Origin of the sequence: Scandinavium lactucae (assembly GCF_033843265.1) — a bacterium.
GTDB classification, from domain to species: domain Bacteria; phylum Pseudomonadota; class Gammaproteobacteria; order Enterobacterales; family Enterobacteriaceae; genus Scandinavium; species Scandinavium lactucae.
Genome location: NZ_JAWXRD010000032.1, coordinates 76,567 through 92,493, shown reverse-complemented (window position 1 = coordinate 92,493; position 15,927 = coordinate 76,567). Strand labels below are relative to the sequence as shown.

General features: G+C 53.4%; 17 protein-coding genes and 1 other annotated feature. Of the genes, 8 read left to right on the top strand and 9 right to left on the bottom strand.

The genetic code is table 11. The features are described 5' to 3' along the window. Positions 1–186: 186 nt before the first annotated feature. The 3 genes from clpB to rluD all read right to left on the bottom strand — a co-directional run bounded on the left by clpB (position 187) and on the right by rluD (position 4,597). Complete coding sequence (clpB, locus tag SIK69_RS14360; protein WP_319786411.1) at positions 187–2,760, bottom strand: ATP-dependent chaperone ClpB; 2,574 nt, start codon at positions 2,758–2,760, stop codon at positions 187–189. 128 nt (positions 2,761–2,888) lie between these two features. Further along, positions 2,889–3,620 (bottom strand): purine nucleoside phosphorylase YfiH, encoded by a 732-nt coding sequence (gene yfiH, locus SIK69_RS14355; protein ID WP_319786410.1) that lies wholly within the window; start codon positions 3,618–3,620, stop codon positions 2,889–2,891. Then, on the bottom strand, positions 3,617–4,597 hold the full coding sequence (rluD, locus tag SIK69_RS14350) for a 23S rRNA pseudouridine(1911/1915/1917) synthase RluD (RefSeq protein WP_319629022.1): 981 nt from the start codon (positions 4,595–4,597) through the stop codon (positions 3,617–3,619). Before rluD ends, yfiH begins: the two co-directional genes overlap by 4 nt. Before the next feature lie 131 nt (positions 4,598–4,728). Here rluD and bamD point away from each other — a divergent pair, with 131 nt between their 5' ends. The 4 genes from bamD to pheA all read left to right on the top strand — a co-directional run bounded on the left by bamD (position 4,729) and on the right by pheA (position 7,505). Continuing rightward, positions 4,729–5,472 carry an outer membrane protein assembly factor BamD gene (gene bamD, locus SIK69_RS14345; RefSeq protein ID WP_319786409.1) on the top strand — a complete coding sequence of 248 codons (744 nt, stop codon included), beginning with the start codon at positions 4,729–4,731 and terminating at the stop codon, positions 5,470–5,472. A 270-nt stretch (positions 5,473–5,742) separates the two neighbouring features. After that, complete coding sequence (gene raiA, locus SIK69_RS14340) at positions 5,743–6,075, top strand: ribosome-associated translation inhibitor RaiA (RefSeq protein WP_319629024.1); 333 nt, start codon at positions 5,743–5,745, stop codon at positions 6,073–6,075. 121 nt (positions 6,076–6,196) lie between these two features. Then, positions 6,197–6,322: a sequence feature (Phe leader region), on the top strand. Continuing rightward, a complete protein-coding gene (gene pheL, locus SIK69_RS14335; RefSeq protein WP_106913046.1) occupies positions 6,198–6,245 on the top strand; it encodes a pheA operon leader peptide PheL in 48 nt (15 codons plus the stop codon). It overlaps the preceding feature by 48 nt. Before the next feature lie 22 nt (positions 6,323–6,344). After that, positions 6,345–7,505, top strand: coding sequence for a bifunctional chorismate mutase/prephenate dehydratase (pheA, locus tag SIK69_RS14330; RefSeq protein ID WP_319629025.1), 1,161 nt, complete (start codon positions 6,345–6,347; stop codon positions 7,503–7,505). Here pheA and SIK69_RS14325 read toward each other — a convergent pair. From SIK69_RS14325 to aroF, 3 genes are all read right to left on the bottom strand, one after another. Beyond that, entirely contained in the window at positions 7,502–8,374 is an 873-nt protein-coding gene (locus SIK69_RS14325) for an SMP-30/gluconolactonase/LRE family protein (protein ID WP_319786408.1), read from the bottom strand. The two genes, pheA and SIK69_RS14325, sit on opposite strands and share 4 nt — an antisense overlap. Positions 8,375–8,438: 64 nt before the next feature. Continuing rightward, positions 8,439–9,560: a bifunctional chorismate mutase/prephenate dehydrogenase gene (gene tyrA / locus SIK69_RS14320; protein WP_319629027.1), complete on the bottom strand. Its 1,122-nt coding sequence runs from the start codon at positions 9,558–9,560 to the stop codon at positions 8,439–8,441. A 9-nt stretch (positions 9,561–9,569) separates the two neighbouring features. Beyond that, a complete protein-coding gene (aroF, locus tag SIK69_RS14315; RefSeq protein ID WP_319629028.1) occupies positions 9,570–10,640 on the bottom strand; it encodes a 3-deoxy-7-phosphoheptulonate synthase AroF in 1,071 nt (356 codons plus the stop codon). Between the two features lie 219 nt (positions 10,641–10,859). Between aroF and SIK69_RS14310 the strand changes: the two genes are divergently transcribed. From SIK69_RS14310 to SIK69_RS14295, 4 genes are all read left to right on the top strand, one after another. Then, entirely contained in the window at positions 10,860–11,234 is a 375-nt protein-coding gene (locus SIK69_RS14310) for a DUF2799 domain-containing protein (RefSeq protein ID WP_319629029.1), read from the top strand. A gap of 145 nt (positions 11,235–11,379) precedes the next feature. Next, on the top strand, positions 11,380–11,877 hold the full coding sequence (gene yfiR, locus SIK69_RS14305) for a regulatory sequestration protein YfiR (RefSeq protein ID WP_319786407.1): 498 nt from the start codon (positions 11,380–11,382) through the stop codon (positions 11,875–11,877). Then, positions 11,870–13,090: a diguanylate cyclase DgcN/YfiN gene (gene dgcN / locus SIK69_RS14300; protein WP_319786406.1), complete on the top strand. Its 1,221-nt coding sequence runs from the start codon at positions 11,870–11,872 to the stop codon at positions 13,088–13,090. Before yfiR ends, dgcN begins: the two co-directional genes overlap by 8 nt. 17 nt (positions 13,091–13,107) lie before the next feature. Further along, positions 13,108–13,590, top strand: coding sequence for an OmpA family protein (locus tag SIK69_RS14295; RefSeq protein ID WP_319629032.1), 483 nt, complete (start codon positions 13,108–13,110; stop codon positions 13,588–13,590). 4 nt (positions 13,591–13,594) lie between these two features. Here the strand turns inward: SIK69_RS14295 and SIK69_RS14290 are convergent, their stop codons facing one another. From SIK69_RS14290 to rplS, 3 genes are all read right to left on the bottom strand, one after another. After that, positions 13,595–14,965, bottom strand: a complete 1,371-nt coding sequence (locus SIK69_RS14290; RefSeq protein WP_319786405.1) for a PepSY-associated TM helix domain-containing protein — start codon at positions 14,963–14,965, stop codon at positions 13,595–13,597. Between the two features lie 59 nt (positions 14,966–15,024). After that, positions 15,025–15,429, bottom strand: coding sequence for a DUF2946 domain-containing protein (locus SIK69_RS14285; protein ID WP_319786404.1), 405 nt, complete (start codon positions 15,427–15,429; stop codon positions 15,025–15,027). Between the two features lie 140 nt (positions 15,430–15,569). Further along, positions 15,570–15,917, bottom strand: coding sequence for a 50S ribosomal protein L19 (gene rplS / locus SIK69_RS14280; protein WP_319629035.1), 348 nt, complete (start codon positions 15,915–15,917; stop codon positions 15,570–15,572). Positions 15,918–15,927 lie beyond the last annotated feature (10 nt).

Here is a 15,927-nt window from a genome sequence, read left to right as displayed (position 1 = left end):
CTTGCTTGCCGTTGTTCCGTGTCAGTGGAGGCGCATTATAGGGAGTTATTCTGAGACGGCAAGTCTAAATTCAAAAAAACTTACCAACCGCTCACTACTTATACAAAACATCAATAATAGGCAAATATTCGCCTGGTTTTTAAACAAAAACGAGCCCCTGGGGGCCCGTTTTTGTTTTTTTGTGACTTACTGCACTGCCACGATGCGGTCATCCTTGACCATCAGACGGATTGTTTTCCCCGGGATCAGCTCACCAGAAAGGATTTGCTGCGCCAGCGGGTTTTCAATCTGCTGCTGGATAGCACGTTTCAGAGGACGCGCCCCATACACTGGGTCGTAGCCGTTTTCGCTTAACAGCTTCAGCGCATCATCTTCTATATGCACGTCATAGCCGCGCTCTTCGAGACGCTGGTACAAACGCTGAAGCTGAATCTTCGCAATCGAGGCGATATGTTGCTCACCCAACGGATGGAAGACCACGACTTCATCGATACGGTTGATGAACTCTGGACGGAAGCTGTGGCTGACAACGCCCATCACCAAATCCTTCATGTGTCCATAGTCCAGTTCGCCGAAACGTTCCTGAATCAAATCAGAACCGAGGTTGGAGGTCATGATAACCACCGTATTGCGGAAATCGACCGTTCTCCCCTGCCCGTCCGTCAGACGACCATCATCCAGCACCTGCAATAAGATGTTGAACACATCCGGGTGTGCCTTCTCAACTTCATCAAGCAGAATCACCGAATACGGACGACGGCGAACGGCTTCGGTCAGATAACCGCCCTCTTCATAACCGACGTATCCCGGAGGCGCACCGACCAGACGAGAAACCGAGTGTTTTTCCATAAACTCGGACATATCGATACGCACCATCGCATCGTCGCTGTCGAACATAAAGTTAGCCAACGCCTTACAGAGTTCGGTTTTCCCGACACCGGTCGGCCCGAGGAACAGGAACGAACCAATCGGACGATTGGGATCCGATAATCCAGCACGGCTTCGACGAATCGCATTCGATACAGCTTCTACTGCTTCATTCTGCCCAATCACACGGCTGTGCAACTGTTGTTCCATCCGCAGCAATTTGTCACGCTCGCCTTCCAGCATTCTGGCGACAGGAATACCGGTCCAGCGTGCCAGCACGTCAGCAATTTCGACATCAGTTACGCGGTTACGCAGCAGACGCATGGTTTTGCCTTCAGACTGGGTCGCCACCGCGAGCTGTTTTTCCAGTTCAGGAATTTTGCCGTATTGCAGTTCAGACATTCGCGCCAAATCACCCACGCGACGGGCCTGCTCGATAGCAATTTTCGCTTGCTCAAGTTCAGCTTTAATAGTTTGCGTCCCGGACAGCGAGGCTTTCTCTGCTTTCCACTCTTCTTCCAGCTCAGAATACTGCCGTTCTTTGTCGTCCAGTTCTTCATTAAGCATATCCAGACGTTTAAGGCTGGCTTCGTCGGACTCTTTTTTCAGCGCCTGCTGTTCCAGCTTGAGCTGAATGATACGGCGGTCGAGTCGGTCCAGCTCTTCCGGCTTGGAGTCTATCTGCATACGAATGCTGGATGCCGCTTCATCTATCAGGTCGATGGCTTTATCCGGCAGTTGTCGGTCTGCAATATAACGATGCGATAACGTCGCCGCAGCAACAATCGCCGGATCGGTTATCTGCACATGGTGGTGCAATTCATAACGCTCTTTCAGGCCACGTAATATCGCGATGGTATCTTCGACTGATGGCTCAGCGACGAATACTTTCTGGAATCGGCGTTCCAGCGCGGCGTCTTTCTCGATGTACTGACGGTATTCATCAAGCGTTGTCGCCCCGACGCAGTGCAACTCACCGCGGGCCAGCGCTGGCTTAAGCATGTTGCCGGCGTCCATCGCGCCGTCCGCTTTCCCCGCCCCGACCATAGTGTGCAGCTCATCGATAAACAGAATGACGTTGCCTTCCTGTTTCGCCAGATCGTTGAGAACGCCTTTTAGACGTTCTTCAAACTCCCCTCGATATTTGGCCCCTGCCACCAGCGCGCCCATATCTAGCGCCAGCACTCGACGGCCTTTCAGCCCTTCAGGCACTTCACCGTTGACGATACGCTGTGCCAGCCCTTCGACTATCGCCGTTTTCCCAACGCCAGGTTCACCGATCAGCACCGGGTTGTTTTTGGTACGACGCTGCAATACCTGAATGGTACGGCGAATCTCTTCGTCACGACCGATCACCGGGTCAAGTTTGCCCTGCTCGGCGCGTTCGGTCAGATCGAGCGTATATTTTTTCAAAGCCTGACGTTGGTCTTCGGCTCCCTGATCGTTCACGCTGTCACCTCCGCGCATTTGTTCAATCGCCTGAGTCACATTGGCGGTTGTTGCTCCGGCAGTTTTCAGCAGGTCAGCCAGCGTGCCGCGTGATTCAAGCGCCGCCAGAACGAACAGTTCTGACGAGATAAAGTTGTCATTTCGTTTTTGCGCCAGCTTGTCGCAAAGATTCAGCACGCGCACCAGATCCTGAGAAGGCTGGACGTCACCGCCGGTACCTTCCACCTGCGGTAAACGACTCAATGCCTGATCGATGGCGGTGCGTAACTGCCCGGCATTTACGCCAGCAGAGGTTAGTAAAGGACGTACCGATCCCCCTTCCTGATTCAGAAGTGCGCTCATTAAATGAAGAGGTTCGATGAATTGGTTGTCGTGCCCGAGTGCAAGAGACTGGGCATCGGCGAGAGCAAGCTGGAATTTATTGGTAAGACGATCCAGACGCATAACTCCTCCCATAACAGGTCAATTTTGCTACTGGAGATTAAATGAGGTCATCCCTCAATTATTCAAGGTTAGAGACCTGAACTATGTGAAAAATATGTCAGCCTTCTGGATCGTCTTGATTCTTTAGGTTATATCAGCCAAATGAAACTTGCCATACGACCGGTGGTCCGATCGCGTCGATAAGAGAAAAAATCATCCTTTTCGCTTAGCGTACAGCGTTCACCGCCGAACACCTGTTTAACGCCGACATTTGCCAGACGCTGACGGGCTAACTGATAGATATCAGCGAAGTATTTTTCGCCCGCCGGACGGAAAGCGCTATCAGCTTGGGTATCTTTGGCCATGAAAGCCTCACGGACTTCCGGGCCGACTTCAAATGCCTGAGGACCAATCGCCGGGCCAAGCCAGGCCAGAATGTTTTCTGGTTTATCCTGGAAATGAGCGACGGTTTGTTCCAGTACGCCATCGCACAGCCCACGCCAGCCAGCATGTGCAGCAGCGACTTCGGTTCCCGCCTTATTGCAAAACAGCACCGGCAAACAGTCGGCGGTCATTACGGCACACACCAGACCAGGCTGATTGCTGTAGGACGCATCTGCCTTTTTGGAGACATATTCGCCTCCGGTCAAGGTCAAAACTGCATTCCCGTGAACCTGCTCAAGCCAGACCGGACGCGAAGGAAACGCCGCGGCTTCATAGAAACGACGACGATTCTCTTCAACGTGTTGCAGATTATCGCCACAGTGGGCACCGAGATTGAGAGAATCCCAGGGCGATGCACTCACACCGCCCACACGCGTGGAACTGCACGCGCCGACACCCTCAGGCATCGGCCACTGGGGAACAATAATCTTGGTCATAGCCAGGCAACATCATCCTTGTGTTCTTCGAAATCGGCACGCATCGCGGCAATAAGATCGACCATATCCTGAGGGATAGGCGCATGCCATTCCATCTGGATCCCGGTAATCGGGTGATACAGACGAAGCATCGTCGCATGCAGCGCCTGACGATCGAATTTACGCAGTTCGGTGATGAACTCTTCCGATGCCCCTTTTGGCGGACGCGGACGGCCACCATAAAGCTGATCGCCCACCAGCGGATGGGTAATATGGGCCATGTGCACGCGGATTTGGTGCGTACGTCCGGTTTCCAGACGCAGGCGCAAACGCGTGTGCACACGGAAATGTTCCATAATGCGATAGTGAGTCACTGCCGGTTTACCCATTGGGTGTACGGACATGTGGGTACGCTTGGTCGGGTGGCGGCTGATCGGTTCTTCCACCGTTCCGCCCGATGTCATGTGGCCAATCGCCACGGCTTCATATTCACGGGTGATTTCACGCAGCTGCAGCGCTTCAACCAGACGCGTCTGCGCCGGAACGGTTTTAGCCACAACCATCAGACCGGTAGTGTCTTTATCCAGACGGTGAACAATCCCCGCTCGTGGCACATCGACAATCGGTGGATAGTAATGCAGCAAAGCATTGAGGATAGTCCCGTCAGGATTCCCTGCGCCCGGATGCACCACCAGGTCACGCGGTTTGTTGATAACGATTATGTCGTCATCTTCATACACGATTGTCAGCGGTATATCCTGCGGCTCGAAGCGTGCTTCTTCTTCGATTTCAGCGTTGATGGCGACACGTTCTCCCCCCAACACTTTCTCTTTTGGCTTGTCACAAATGACGCCATTGACCTGCACTCGCTGGTCAAGGATCCATTCTTTTATACGCGAACGCGAATAATCCGGGAACATTTCGGCCAAAGCCTGATCTAAGCGTTGACCGAGTTGTTTTTCGGATACCGTTGCGGTGAGTTGTACTTGTTGTGCCATAAACAGCTTCTTCGTTTAACGTTGGGTTTTACGGCTTCGCCGTATAATATAGTGTGCTATTGTAGCTGGTCTTAATCGGGAGCAGGAACGATAATCTCCCGCATAAACATTCTGAGGAAAGTCAAAACGTCATGACGCGCATGAAATACCTGGTGGCCCTTGCCACACTGAGCCTGGCTTTGGCGGGTTGCTCCGGTTCAAAGGAAGAGGTGCCTGATAGCCCGCCAAATGAAATCTACGCGACTGCTCAACAAAAGTTGCAGGACGGTAACTGGAAACAGGCGATAACGCAACTGGAAGCGCTCGATAACCGCTATCCGTTTGGCCCGTATTCTCAGCAGGTTCAGCTTGATTTGATTTATGCGTACTACAAAAACGCCGATCTGCCGCTGGCTCAGGCTGCTATCGACCGCTTCATGCGTCTCAACCCGACTCACCCAAACATTGACTACGTCATCTATATGCGTGGCCTGACCAACATGGCTCTGGATGACAGTGCGCTGCAGGGCTTCTTTGGCGTTGACCGTTCTGACCGCGATCCTCAACACGCCCGTGACGCATTCAATGACTTCTCCAAACTGGTTCGCGGCTACCCGCAAAGCCAGTACTCATCTGACGCCTATAAGCGCATGGTGTTCCTGAAGGATCGCCTGGCGAAGTATGAGCTGTCGGTGGTGGATTACTACACCGATCGTGGCGCATGGGTAGCGGTCGTTAATCGTGTTGAAGGTATGCTCCGTGACTTCCCGGACACACAGGCCACCCGCGATGCACTGCCGAAGATGGAAAAAGCCTACCGCGAAATGCAGATGACCGCGCAGGCTGACAAAGTGGCGAAAATCATCGCCGCCAACGACAGCAAGACCAGTAGCTAAGCGTTTCTGATAACGAAAACGGCAGCCCTAAAGGCTGCCGTTTTTTTTGGCATTCGTCACAGCGCTGAAGCGGTTTAGCGCCCAGTCATCCCATCAACTATGGCCCTCTTTTTCGCATTCCTCAAGTATTAAATCCCCTGTTCCTGTCCTGCCTCACAAAATACGTTGACTGACAAAAAGTGACAAAATAACGTGATTTACATCACACATTTTGACATTGAGAACGGTATGCTGGAATCACCAAGACGGGAAAGACAAGAGGTAAAATTTATGACAATGAACATTACCAGTAAACAAATGGAAATTACTCCGGCTATCCGCCAGCACGTCGCAGACCGTCTCACCAAACTTGAAAAATGGCAAACTCATCTGATTAACCCACACATCATTCTGTCTAAGGAGCCGCAGGGTTTTGTTGCCGACGCTACCATGCACACACCTAACGGTCATCTGGTTGCCAGCGCGCGTCATGAAGATATGTACACTGCCATTAACGAATTGATCAACAAGCTGGAAAGGCAGCTCAATAAAGTGCAACACAAAGGGGAAGCACGTCGCGCCAACGCATCGGTGAAAGACGTCAACTTCGTTGAACAAGAGTAATCCTTATCAACTGTGTTAATCCAACGCGCCTTCGGGCGCGTTTTTTGTGCCCGAACGTTTTTGCGGTTGACAGCATGAAAACAGTACGGTTACTTTAACTGCGTACTTCCAAGGAAATCCTGATGAAAACTGTCCCGTTCTTCTTCGCATTCTTTTTTACCTTCCCCTGATTGGGAGGCGTTTCGTCGTGTGATAAAGAATGCGAAGACGAACAATAAGGCCTCCCACACCGGGGGGCCTTTTTTATTGATAACAAGAAAGGCGACATTATGACTGCGGAAAACCCGTTACTGGCTCTGCGCGACAAGATCAGCGCGCTGGATGAAAAGTTGCTCTCGCTGCTGGCCGAGCGTCGTGGGCTGGCGGTAGAAGTGGGCAAAGCGAAACTGTTGTCGCATCGCCCTGTCCGCGATATCGACCGCGAACGCGACCTGCTAGAGCGCCTGATTGCCTTGGGGAAAAGTCACCATCTGGATGCGCACTACATCACTCGTCTGTTCCAGCTGATTATTGAAGATTCCGTGTTGACCCAGCAGGCGTTGCTCCAGCAGCATCTGAACAAAATCAATCCGCACTCCGCCCGGGTAGCATTTCTTGGTCCGAAAGGTTCTTACTCCCACCTCGCTGCCCGCCAGTACGCCGCCCGCCATTTCGAGCAATTTATCGAAAGCGGCTGCGCCAAGTTTGCCGATATCTTTAATCAGGTCGAAACCGGACAAGCCGATTACGCGGTGGTGCCAATTGAAAACACCAGTTCCGGTGCTATCAACGACGTCTACGATTTGTTGCAGCACACCAGCCTGTCGATTGTCGGCGAGATGACGGTCCCTATCGATCACTGCGTGCTGGTTTCCGGCTCAACCAGCCTGGATAACATCGAAACCGTCTACAGCCATCCACAACCCTTCCAGCAGTGCAGCCAATTCCTGAACCGCTATCCACACTGGAAAATCGAATATACCGAAAGCACCTCTGCGGCGATGGAAAAAGTGGCCGAAGCGAATTCACCCCATGTTGCCGCTCTCGGCAGCGAAGCCGGAGGCGGGCTGTATGGGCTACAGGTTCTGGAACGCAATCTGGCAAACCAGACACAGAACATCACCCGTTTCATCGTGCTGGCCCGGAAAGCGATTAACGTCTCCGATCAGGTTCCGGCGAAAACCACACTACTGATCGCCACCGGACAGCAGGCCGGTGCGTTGGTAGAGGCGCTGCTGGTACTACGTAATCATAATTTGATCATGACTAAGCTGGAGTCTCGCCCAATTTACGGTAATCCGTGGGAAGAGATGTTTTACCTGGACGTACAGGCCAATCTGGAATCGACCGCGATGCAAAAAGCACTCAAGGAGCTGGGTGAAATCACCCGCTCCATGAAAGTGCTGGGCTGTTATCCGAGCGAAAACGTGGTGCCGGTTGACCCGGTTTAAGCCTCGATAAAAGGCAACTTCTTCATCCCTGCCACCTCAACAGGCAGGGTGAAGATCGCACCGGAGAGCGGCGATTGTCGCACCTCTTCGGCGCTCATATTTTCACGTGTGGTGGTAATAAACAGCGTTTTCATCTCCGGCCCACCAAAGCAGACCATCGTTGGGCGGCGTACCGGCAAATGATATTCCGCCAGCTGTTGGCCGTCAGGCGAGAAGCGCGCCACTCTGCCACCGTCAAACATCGCTATCCAGTAACACCCCTCTTCATCCATCGCTGCGCCGTCCGGGATGCCTTCCCCTGCGCTAAAGGTGCGGAAGACCTGCCGCTTTGCTGGTTCACCCTGTTCATCCAACGGTGTCCGGTAGATAACGCCGTTCGGGGTATCTGAGGTGTACATCCATTTTTTATCTGCGCTAAAGGCCAGCCCGTTGGCCCCATGAATATCGCACTGAATAACTCGCGGTTTGAGTTGATTATCGACCCGCATCAGCAACGCGCCGTTGTAATCACCCGGCCCCCAAAATGTTCCGGCATAGAAACGCCCGTCTCTGTCGGTCCCGCCGTCGTTAAAACGTGCCAACTGCGGATTGCTTGGATTGTCGCAGATTTTTCGCACCAGCAGTCCATGGCGATCGCTCAGCCATATGGCGCTGCGCAGCGCAACGATAAAACCGCCCTTTTCCCGCAGCGCAAAACAGCCGACCTCTTCGGGAAACTGCAAGACCTGATGCTCGCCGCTGGCGAGACAGTAGCGGTGAATTTCATACTCAAGGATATCAGCCCAATAAAGGGCCTGTTCGGCCTCGCTCCAGGTTGGGCATTCCGGTAAATGACCGGTGTAATTAAACAAAACTTCGGGTTGTGCCATTTTCGTTTCCCTATAAAAAAAGCCAGCGGGTTTCCCCTCTGGCTTTTGAGTATAAGCACTATTTTTATTGTCGACTGTCGTTAGCCTGGCGTAACAGCGTCCGGCTTTCGCTCTGGAAGCGCTGGGCATAGTCGCCAAACCAGTGTTCGACCTTGCGGAAACTGTCGATAAAGGCTTGTTTGTTGCCCTGATCCAGCAACTCAATCGCCTCGCCAAACCGTTTATAGTAGCGTTTGATCAGGGCAATGTTGCTCTGAGAGGACATGATGATATCGGCGTAAAGCTGCGGATCCTGCGCAAACAATCGCCCTACCATCGCCAGCTCAAGGCGATAAATCGGCGATGACAGCGCCAGCAGTTGTTCCAGCTGGACATTCTCTTCTGCCAGATGCAGGCCGTAAGCAAAGGTCGCAAAGTGGCGTAGCGCCTGAATGAACGCCATGTTCTGGTCGTGTTCAACCGCACTGATGCGATGCAAACGCGCGCCCCAAACCTGAATCTGTTCCAGGAACCACTGATAGGCTTCCGGCTGGCGGCCATCACAGTAAACCACCACCTGCTTCGCCAGGCTGCCGCTGTCGGGACCAAACATCGGATGCAGGCCAAGAACCGGGCCATTGTGCGCCGCGAGCATAGCCTGTAACGGCACCGCTTTGACCGACGCCAGGTCGACCAGAATACAATCCGCAGGCAGCGGAGGTAACTTCTCAATAATCTGCGCCGTCGCATGAATCGGGACGCTGACGATAACCATCCCCGCATCGGCGACTAACTCTTGGGCGCGGGCCCAGTCGTCTTTCTCGAGGATCCGCACCTGATAACCTGACAACGTCAGCATTTTTTCAAACAGGCGGCCCATCTGCCCGCCACCGCCGACGATAACCACCGGGCGTAGCTGCGGACAGAGCGTTTTAAAGCCTTTGTCATTTTCGCTGGAATAGGACTCGCGCATCACCCTCCGCAGTACGTCTTCGATAAGATCGGGCGGAACGCCAAGCGCAGCGGCCTCCTGGCGACGAGATGCCAGCATTGACGCCTCACGCTCTGGGACGTAAATCGGCAAACCGTACTTGCTTTTGACTTCACCGACTTCAGCCACCAGCTCCAGGCGGCGCGCCAGCAATCCCAGCAGCGCCTTATCTACTTCATCTATTTGATCGCGTAGCGCGGTCAGTTCAGCAACCATAAATTCCTCTTACGCCAGACGAGCCGCCAGATGGCCACGCAAATCTTTATCAAGCTCACGCAGCAACGCGTCCGTCGTTTCCCAACTGATGCAGGCATCCGTCACCGACACGCCGTACTTCATATCACAACGTGGTTGCTCGGAAGACTGATTGCCTTCATGAATATTACTTTCGATCATCAGACCAATAATAGAGCGGTTACCATCTTTGATCTGTGCCACAACAGATTCAGCCACTGCAGGCTGACGGCGGTAGTCTTTGTTAGAATTACCGTGACTGCAATCAACCATCAGCGACGGCTTCAGGCCCGCCTGCTCCATCTCTTTTTCGCATTGTGCCACGTCTGCCGGACTGTAGTTTGGCGCTTTACCGCCGCGCAGGATCACATGCCCATCCGGATTACCCTGGGTTTGCAGCAGGCAAACCTGACCCGCCTGGTTGATGCCGACAAAACGGTGCGGCATCGCGGCAGCACGCATGGCATTGATCGCGGTCGCCAGGCTGCCATCGGTGCCATTTTTAAAACCAACCGGCATCGACAGACCGGACGCCATCTCGCGGTGCGTCTGCGATTCGGTGGTACGCGCGCCGATAGCGGACCAGCTGAACAGGTCGCCCAGGTACTGCGGGCTGTTCGGATCCAGTGCTTCGGTTGCCAGTGGCAGGCCCATGCTCACCAGTTCGACCAGTAGACGACGCGCAATTTTCAGCCCGCCTTCAACGTCAAACGAGCCATCCATGTGAGGATCGTTGATCAACCCTTTCCAGCCCACGGTGGTACGTGGTTTTTCAAAGTAGACACGCATGACCAGGTAGAGGCTATCGCTGACCTCTGCGGCAAGGGTTTTAAAACGGTGAGCGTATTCAATCGCCGCTTCTGGATCGTGGATCGAGCAAGGCCCGCACACCACCAGCAGACGCGGATCGCGACCGGCAATAATATCGGAAATGGTCTGACGAGACTGGGCAATCTGTTCTTCCTGCTCAACGGTCAGCGGGAATTCCGCTTTCAGCACTTCAGGGGTGATCAGAATATGTTCGTCGGCAATATGTACGTTGTTCAGCGCGTCTTTTTGCATGATGGCGTTCCTGTAATGCTCGTTTGCGATAAAGGGTTTCCTCAATGAGGTTGAGCTAACAATACCACACAAGGTAAAGATTTCAATCCACAATCCGTAAATAATAATTTACACATGTCATTTTTAGCGCATTTATTTTGCCTTTATGTGTAAACAAAAAATTCCACTCGCGATTCGTTACGCCTGCACTATGCTCAAAGCATTGATCTGGAGGAACCTATGAAACCCGTCCTGTGTGCGCTTTTGATTCTTCTGTTAAACGGATGCCAGATAAATCCCTACACCGATTCCCCACACTGGACCGGCACCGACTGGTACGGTGAAGGCCTGGACGACGGGAGAAGCGGGATCGTCGCCAGGAGTGATGAACGGCTGGCGAGCGACCTTGATGATGCTAAAGTCGATCATAATGCGTATATGAAGGGCTATGCGCTAGGGCTGGAAGATATCTGCACCACCCATCTGCTCTTTGGCTGGGGGGTTTCCGGCAAAATTTACCCCGAAGGCTGCGACACCCGTGCAAATGCCACTGAACTTCGACAGGCCTGGCAAAACGGTATGAATGAAGGCGCTAAATCCAACAGACTGAATTAATCACTGGCAGTCAATACCCCCGAGATGAGGCTGAATGACGGCCTTTGTGAATAATGTTAGTCTTTATATAATTCTCGTGAATGTTTCATTTCTGAATGCGTGGCGAACTTTTGTGAGCACCCGGTGGCAACCTGTTGCGTGCCAAATGACGTTGGCACTGATATTCCTGACGGCTGAAAGGCCGGTATTTGCTGCGCCTGTCGAACAGGAGAGTGCTGTCCGCGATATTGTTTCAGGCATTGTCAGCTATACCCGCTGGCCTGCGCTTAATGGCAAGCCAACGCTCTGTATATTCTCAAGCTCTGCTTATGTCATGGCGCTGAGTCATGGGGAAAATGACACCCGCCCCTTTTCACCCATCACCGTAGAAAATGAACAACAGGCGCTGACCGCGAAATGTGATGCGCTTTATTTCGGGAGTGAAACACCAGAACGCCAGCAGCAAATTATTAATAGCTTCCAGAACCGTCCCCTGCTCACGATTGCTGAGCAAAATTCAGACTGTAGTTTTGGCAGTGCATTTTGCCTGCAAATGAAATCATCGCGACTTACGTTTGCCGTCAATCTTGACGCGCTTTCAAGAAGTGGCGTCAGGGTTAATCCTGACGTATTAATGCTTGCCCGGAATAAAAAACATGAATAAGGAATTCTCAACCGCGCAGCGCCCAACGTTTAAACGAACCTTACGGCGAATCAACATGACCACTATCGTCATTGCAATGACCCTGGTCTGGCTAATGCTAAGCGTCGTCTCGGTGGTTACGCTGAAACAGTACGGACAAAAAAACCTCGAACTGACCGGGGCGACGCTGAGCCACAGTATCGAAGCGGCGCTGGTTTTTGGTGATGAAACAGCAGCAGCAGATACGCTTGCCACGTTGGGCAAACAGGGGCAATTTGCCGAAGCCGACGTTTATAATAAACGTCATCAGCTGTTTGCGAGTTGGGCATACGAAAGCGATGCCAGCAGCGACCGTTTTAACTTGCTGGTCAGCCACTGGCTGTTTCCCAAACCCACCACCCAGCCGGTCATCCACAATGGCGAGATTATCGGGCAAATCCGGCTCAGCGCCCGCGACAGCCTGATTGGCCATTTTATCTGGACCTCACTGGGCGTCCTGACCACCTGCGTTCTGCTCGCCACCGCGGCGGCGATGGTTATCTCACGGCATCTGCATATCGATGTGGTCAACGCCCTTCAGAAAATTACCGACGTGGCGCATGACGTGCGCACCAACCGGAACTTTGCGCGTCGCGTGCCCGAAGAACGCATCGAGGAGTTCCACCATTTCGCCCAGGACTTCAACAGCCTGCTGGATGAAATGGAGGAGTGGCAGCGTTCATTACAGGCGAAGAACGATCAACTGCTCCGCACCGCCATGCACGACCCGTTGACAGGTCTACCTAATCGGGCCTCGTTCCGTACCCACATCAACGCTCTGATGAATGACCCCGTGGCAAAGGCGGGGTCAGCGTTGCTGTATCTGGATGGCGATGATTTTAAAGTCATCAATGATACCTGGGGCCACGCCGCCGGGGATTATGTGCTGATCGAGACCGCTCTGCGGTTGGTTGAATTTGGCGGAAAACAGCACCACGCCTTCCGCCTCGGCGGGGATGAGTTTGCGGTGTTGCTGTCGAATATCAGCGATGAGCTGCAGGTTCAACGTTTCTGTATCGCGCTGGCGCAGCGATTCACCACCGCAATGGATATGCACAATGGTCACGCCGCCCCGTTCACAGTGAGTATCGGCTACGCCATGACCAGCGAGCATGACAGCATTGAAGGTTTGCTGGAACAGGCCGATAAAAACATGTATCTGATGAAGAATCAGCGAACCAGGACACTTTGTTAAATTATAAGGAATTCAGAATGCGTAAGCGTTTATCCACTCCCGTGTTACTCGCAGCGCTCATCCTGAGCGGCTGCCAGACGCCACAGGGAAAATTCTCTCAGGAACAAATTAGCGCCATGAAAACCTGGGGATTTACCGAAAACGCAGGCGACTGGTCCTTAGGCATGTCGGATAAAATTCTGTTCGATACCAATAACTACCAGCTGAAAACCGACAGTCGGCAGCAAATTCAGACCATGGCCGCAAAACTTGCCGCCACCGGGCTGATGCACGCCCGCATGGAAGGGCACACCGATAATTACGGCGAAGAGAGCTACAACGAAGCGCTATCACTCAAGCGCGCCGACCAGGTTGCCGATGCCTGGGCCGAGGGGGCGCATATCCCGCGCACCAACCTGACCACGCGCGGATTGGGGAAAAAATATCCTATCGCGAGCAATAAAACCTCGCAGGGTCGCGCCGAAAACCGTCGTGTCACGGTGGTGATCAGCGCGCCCTGAACGATCACTCTGCTGACTGAACCGACGACACTGCGTTGGCCATCCGCCAGCGCAGGACGTCAATGATGATAAACAGCAGCAGACTTCCCCCCAGCACTGGCATTGCCATCCCCAACATCACGGCAACGATAATCGTCCCGGCACGCCCAACCGGCGACAAATCACACCAGCTCTGCGTCAACGTCGTCATCGGGTTATAGGCTGCCGGTGACGGACGGCGAATCCACCACAGCCGGTAACCGATGAGGATCATCACGCACAGCGCGGTTCCGAAGGCAATCAGCACCAGCTGGTTTAGCACGCCAAACAGCAGACCCATATGGAAATCGACACCCCAGCGCGTGAGTTTTGCCATCAGCGGAAAATCAGCGAAACGGGTCCGATCCACTACCTGCATTGTATTGGCATCGACAGCCACTGCATCGACCTGGGTTGGCCAGCGGCGGTCGATCTCAGTCACGGTCCACGCCCTGTCACTGCTTTTCGGCGGGCGAATCTCCAGCCTACGCGCATCGATTCCCGATAGCTGAGCCAGATGCAATACGCTGTCAAAACGCGTTAAATCCAGCGGCATAGTCATCATCATTGCCATGCCATCATGATGACCGTGGTGCTCTGCGTGTGGGTCTTCAATTCTCGCCTGCCCGCTCAGTTGGGTGTTGACCTGCGGTGTCAACCAGCTAAACGCGGCCCGTAGCTTATCGACGTTACCACCTGCCCACTGCGACCAGGTCAACCCGGTCGCCGAAAACAGCAGCATTCCGCCAAGCAGTAGCCAGCCCAACGTGACGTGAATACGACGATTATTCTGTAGGCGGTTGTTGAGCCGCCGTTTCGGACGGGTGAAAAACCATAGCGCAATCCCGCCGCAGGCCGCAATCCACATCCACGACGCGGCCAGTTCGCTGTAAAGCCGCCCAACGTTGCCCAACAGCAATGACCGATGAGCGTAATCAATCCACTGGCGCAGGGGCAAAATACCGCTGGTGCCATACACCGTCATATCGCCTTTTACCGCCAGCGTAACCGGATCGATAAACAGTGCCCGACTCTCGGATCCGTCCAATTGAGGCGAACTGAACATCACGCGGGTCGTTTCGCCAAGCGTGAGTGACGGGCGCACGGCGTACAGCGGTAAATCCAGGCCGACCGCCTCTTCTGCGACCGCGATTTGCTCCGCCAGGGAGTGCGGTTCGCCGACAACTTCTGCGCTCAACGCCTGACGATAAATGAAATTTTCAAGCTGTGGTGTGGCTACGTACAGCGTGCCGGTCAGCGCCGCGATAAAAATAAACGGCCCGACAAACAGGCCAATGGCGAAATGTAGGCGACGCAGCAGGTTAATCCATGCTGCGCGCGGGGTGCAGGTGATCATACTTTTCCTTTTAAAAAGCAAACAGAGAGTGTGGCGTCCAAGCGCCCATTCGGATGTTGTTAGCAGGTAAAAGCAGACCGTGGGGGCGGTGCCCGGGTATCAGGATAAAGCCAGGGGAAGAAGTGCCACGCCTGCACCACCAGCCGTGGAAGGCGAAAATGCAGACGCATCAGTAAGGCGCAGACCAGCACGACTAGCGCCAGCAACAATCCCGGCACATGGGCCAGTAATACGCAATAGCCACAGGCTTCGGCATGATCGACTGGCATCGACGCCGGGCTATGTCCGACATGATGCTCACCGAGCATGGACAGGTCGTGATGCATCCCCGGCATGGCGCTCATTGGGTCTTTTTGCAGGGAAACGGAAATCAGCGGCGCAACGATAATCAACGCCATAGCAAACAGCGCGAGCCATGCCGCGATGCGTTTACTGCTGCTGCGATGAAATCTGTTGTCTGTCATCTGCCCTCCGAAGCGGGGGCATTGTAAATGATTTGCAGCTGGAAGGTTAACAATCAAGGGGAAATTGGCAAGTCAGATACATAAAAAAGGGCCAGCCTTGCGGCCAGCCCTTTTTAACTTGGATGTCGCTTAAGCGAATCTTAGTTAAGACGCTCTTTGATACGAGCAGACTTACCAGTACGCTCACGCAGGTAGTACAGTTTAGCTTTACGAACGGCACCACGGCGTTTAACAGCAATGCTGTCAACAACTGGAGAGTGAGTCTGGAAGACACGCTCAACGCCTTCGCCGTTGGAAATTTTGCGAACAGTGAATGCAGAGTGCAGACCGCGGTTACGGATAGCGATAACCACGCCCTCGAATGCCTGCAGACGTTTTTTGGAACCTTCAACAACCCATACTTTCACTTCCACGGTATCGCCCGGACGGAAGGAAGGTAAGTCCTGCTTCATCTGCTCTTGTTCAATTTGCTTGATAATGTTGCTCATAATTTAATCT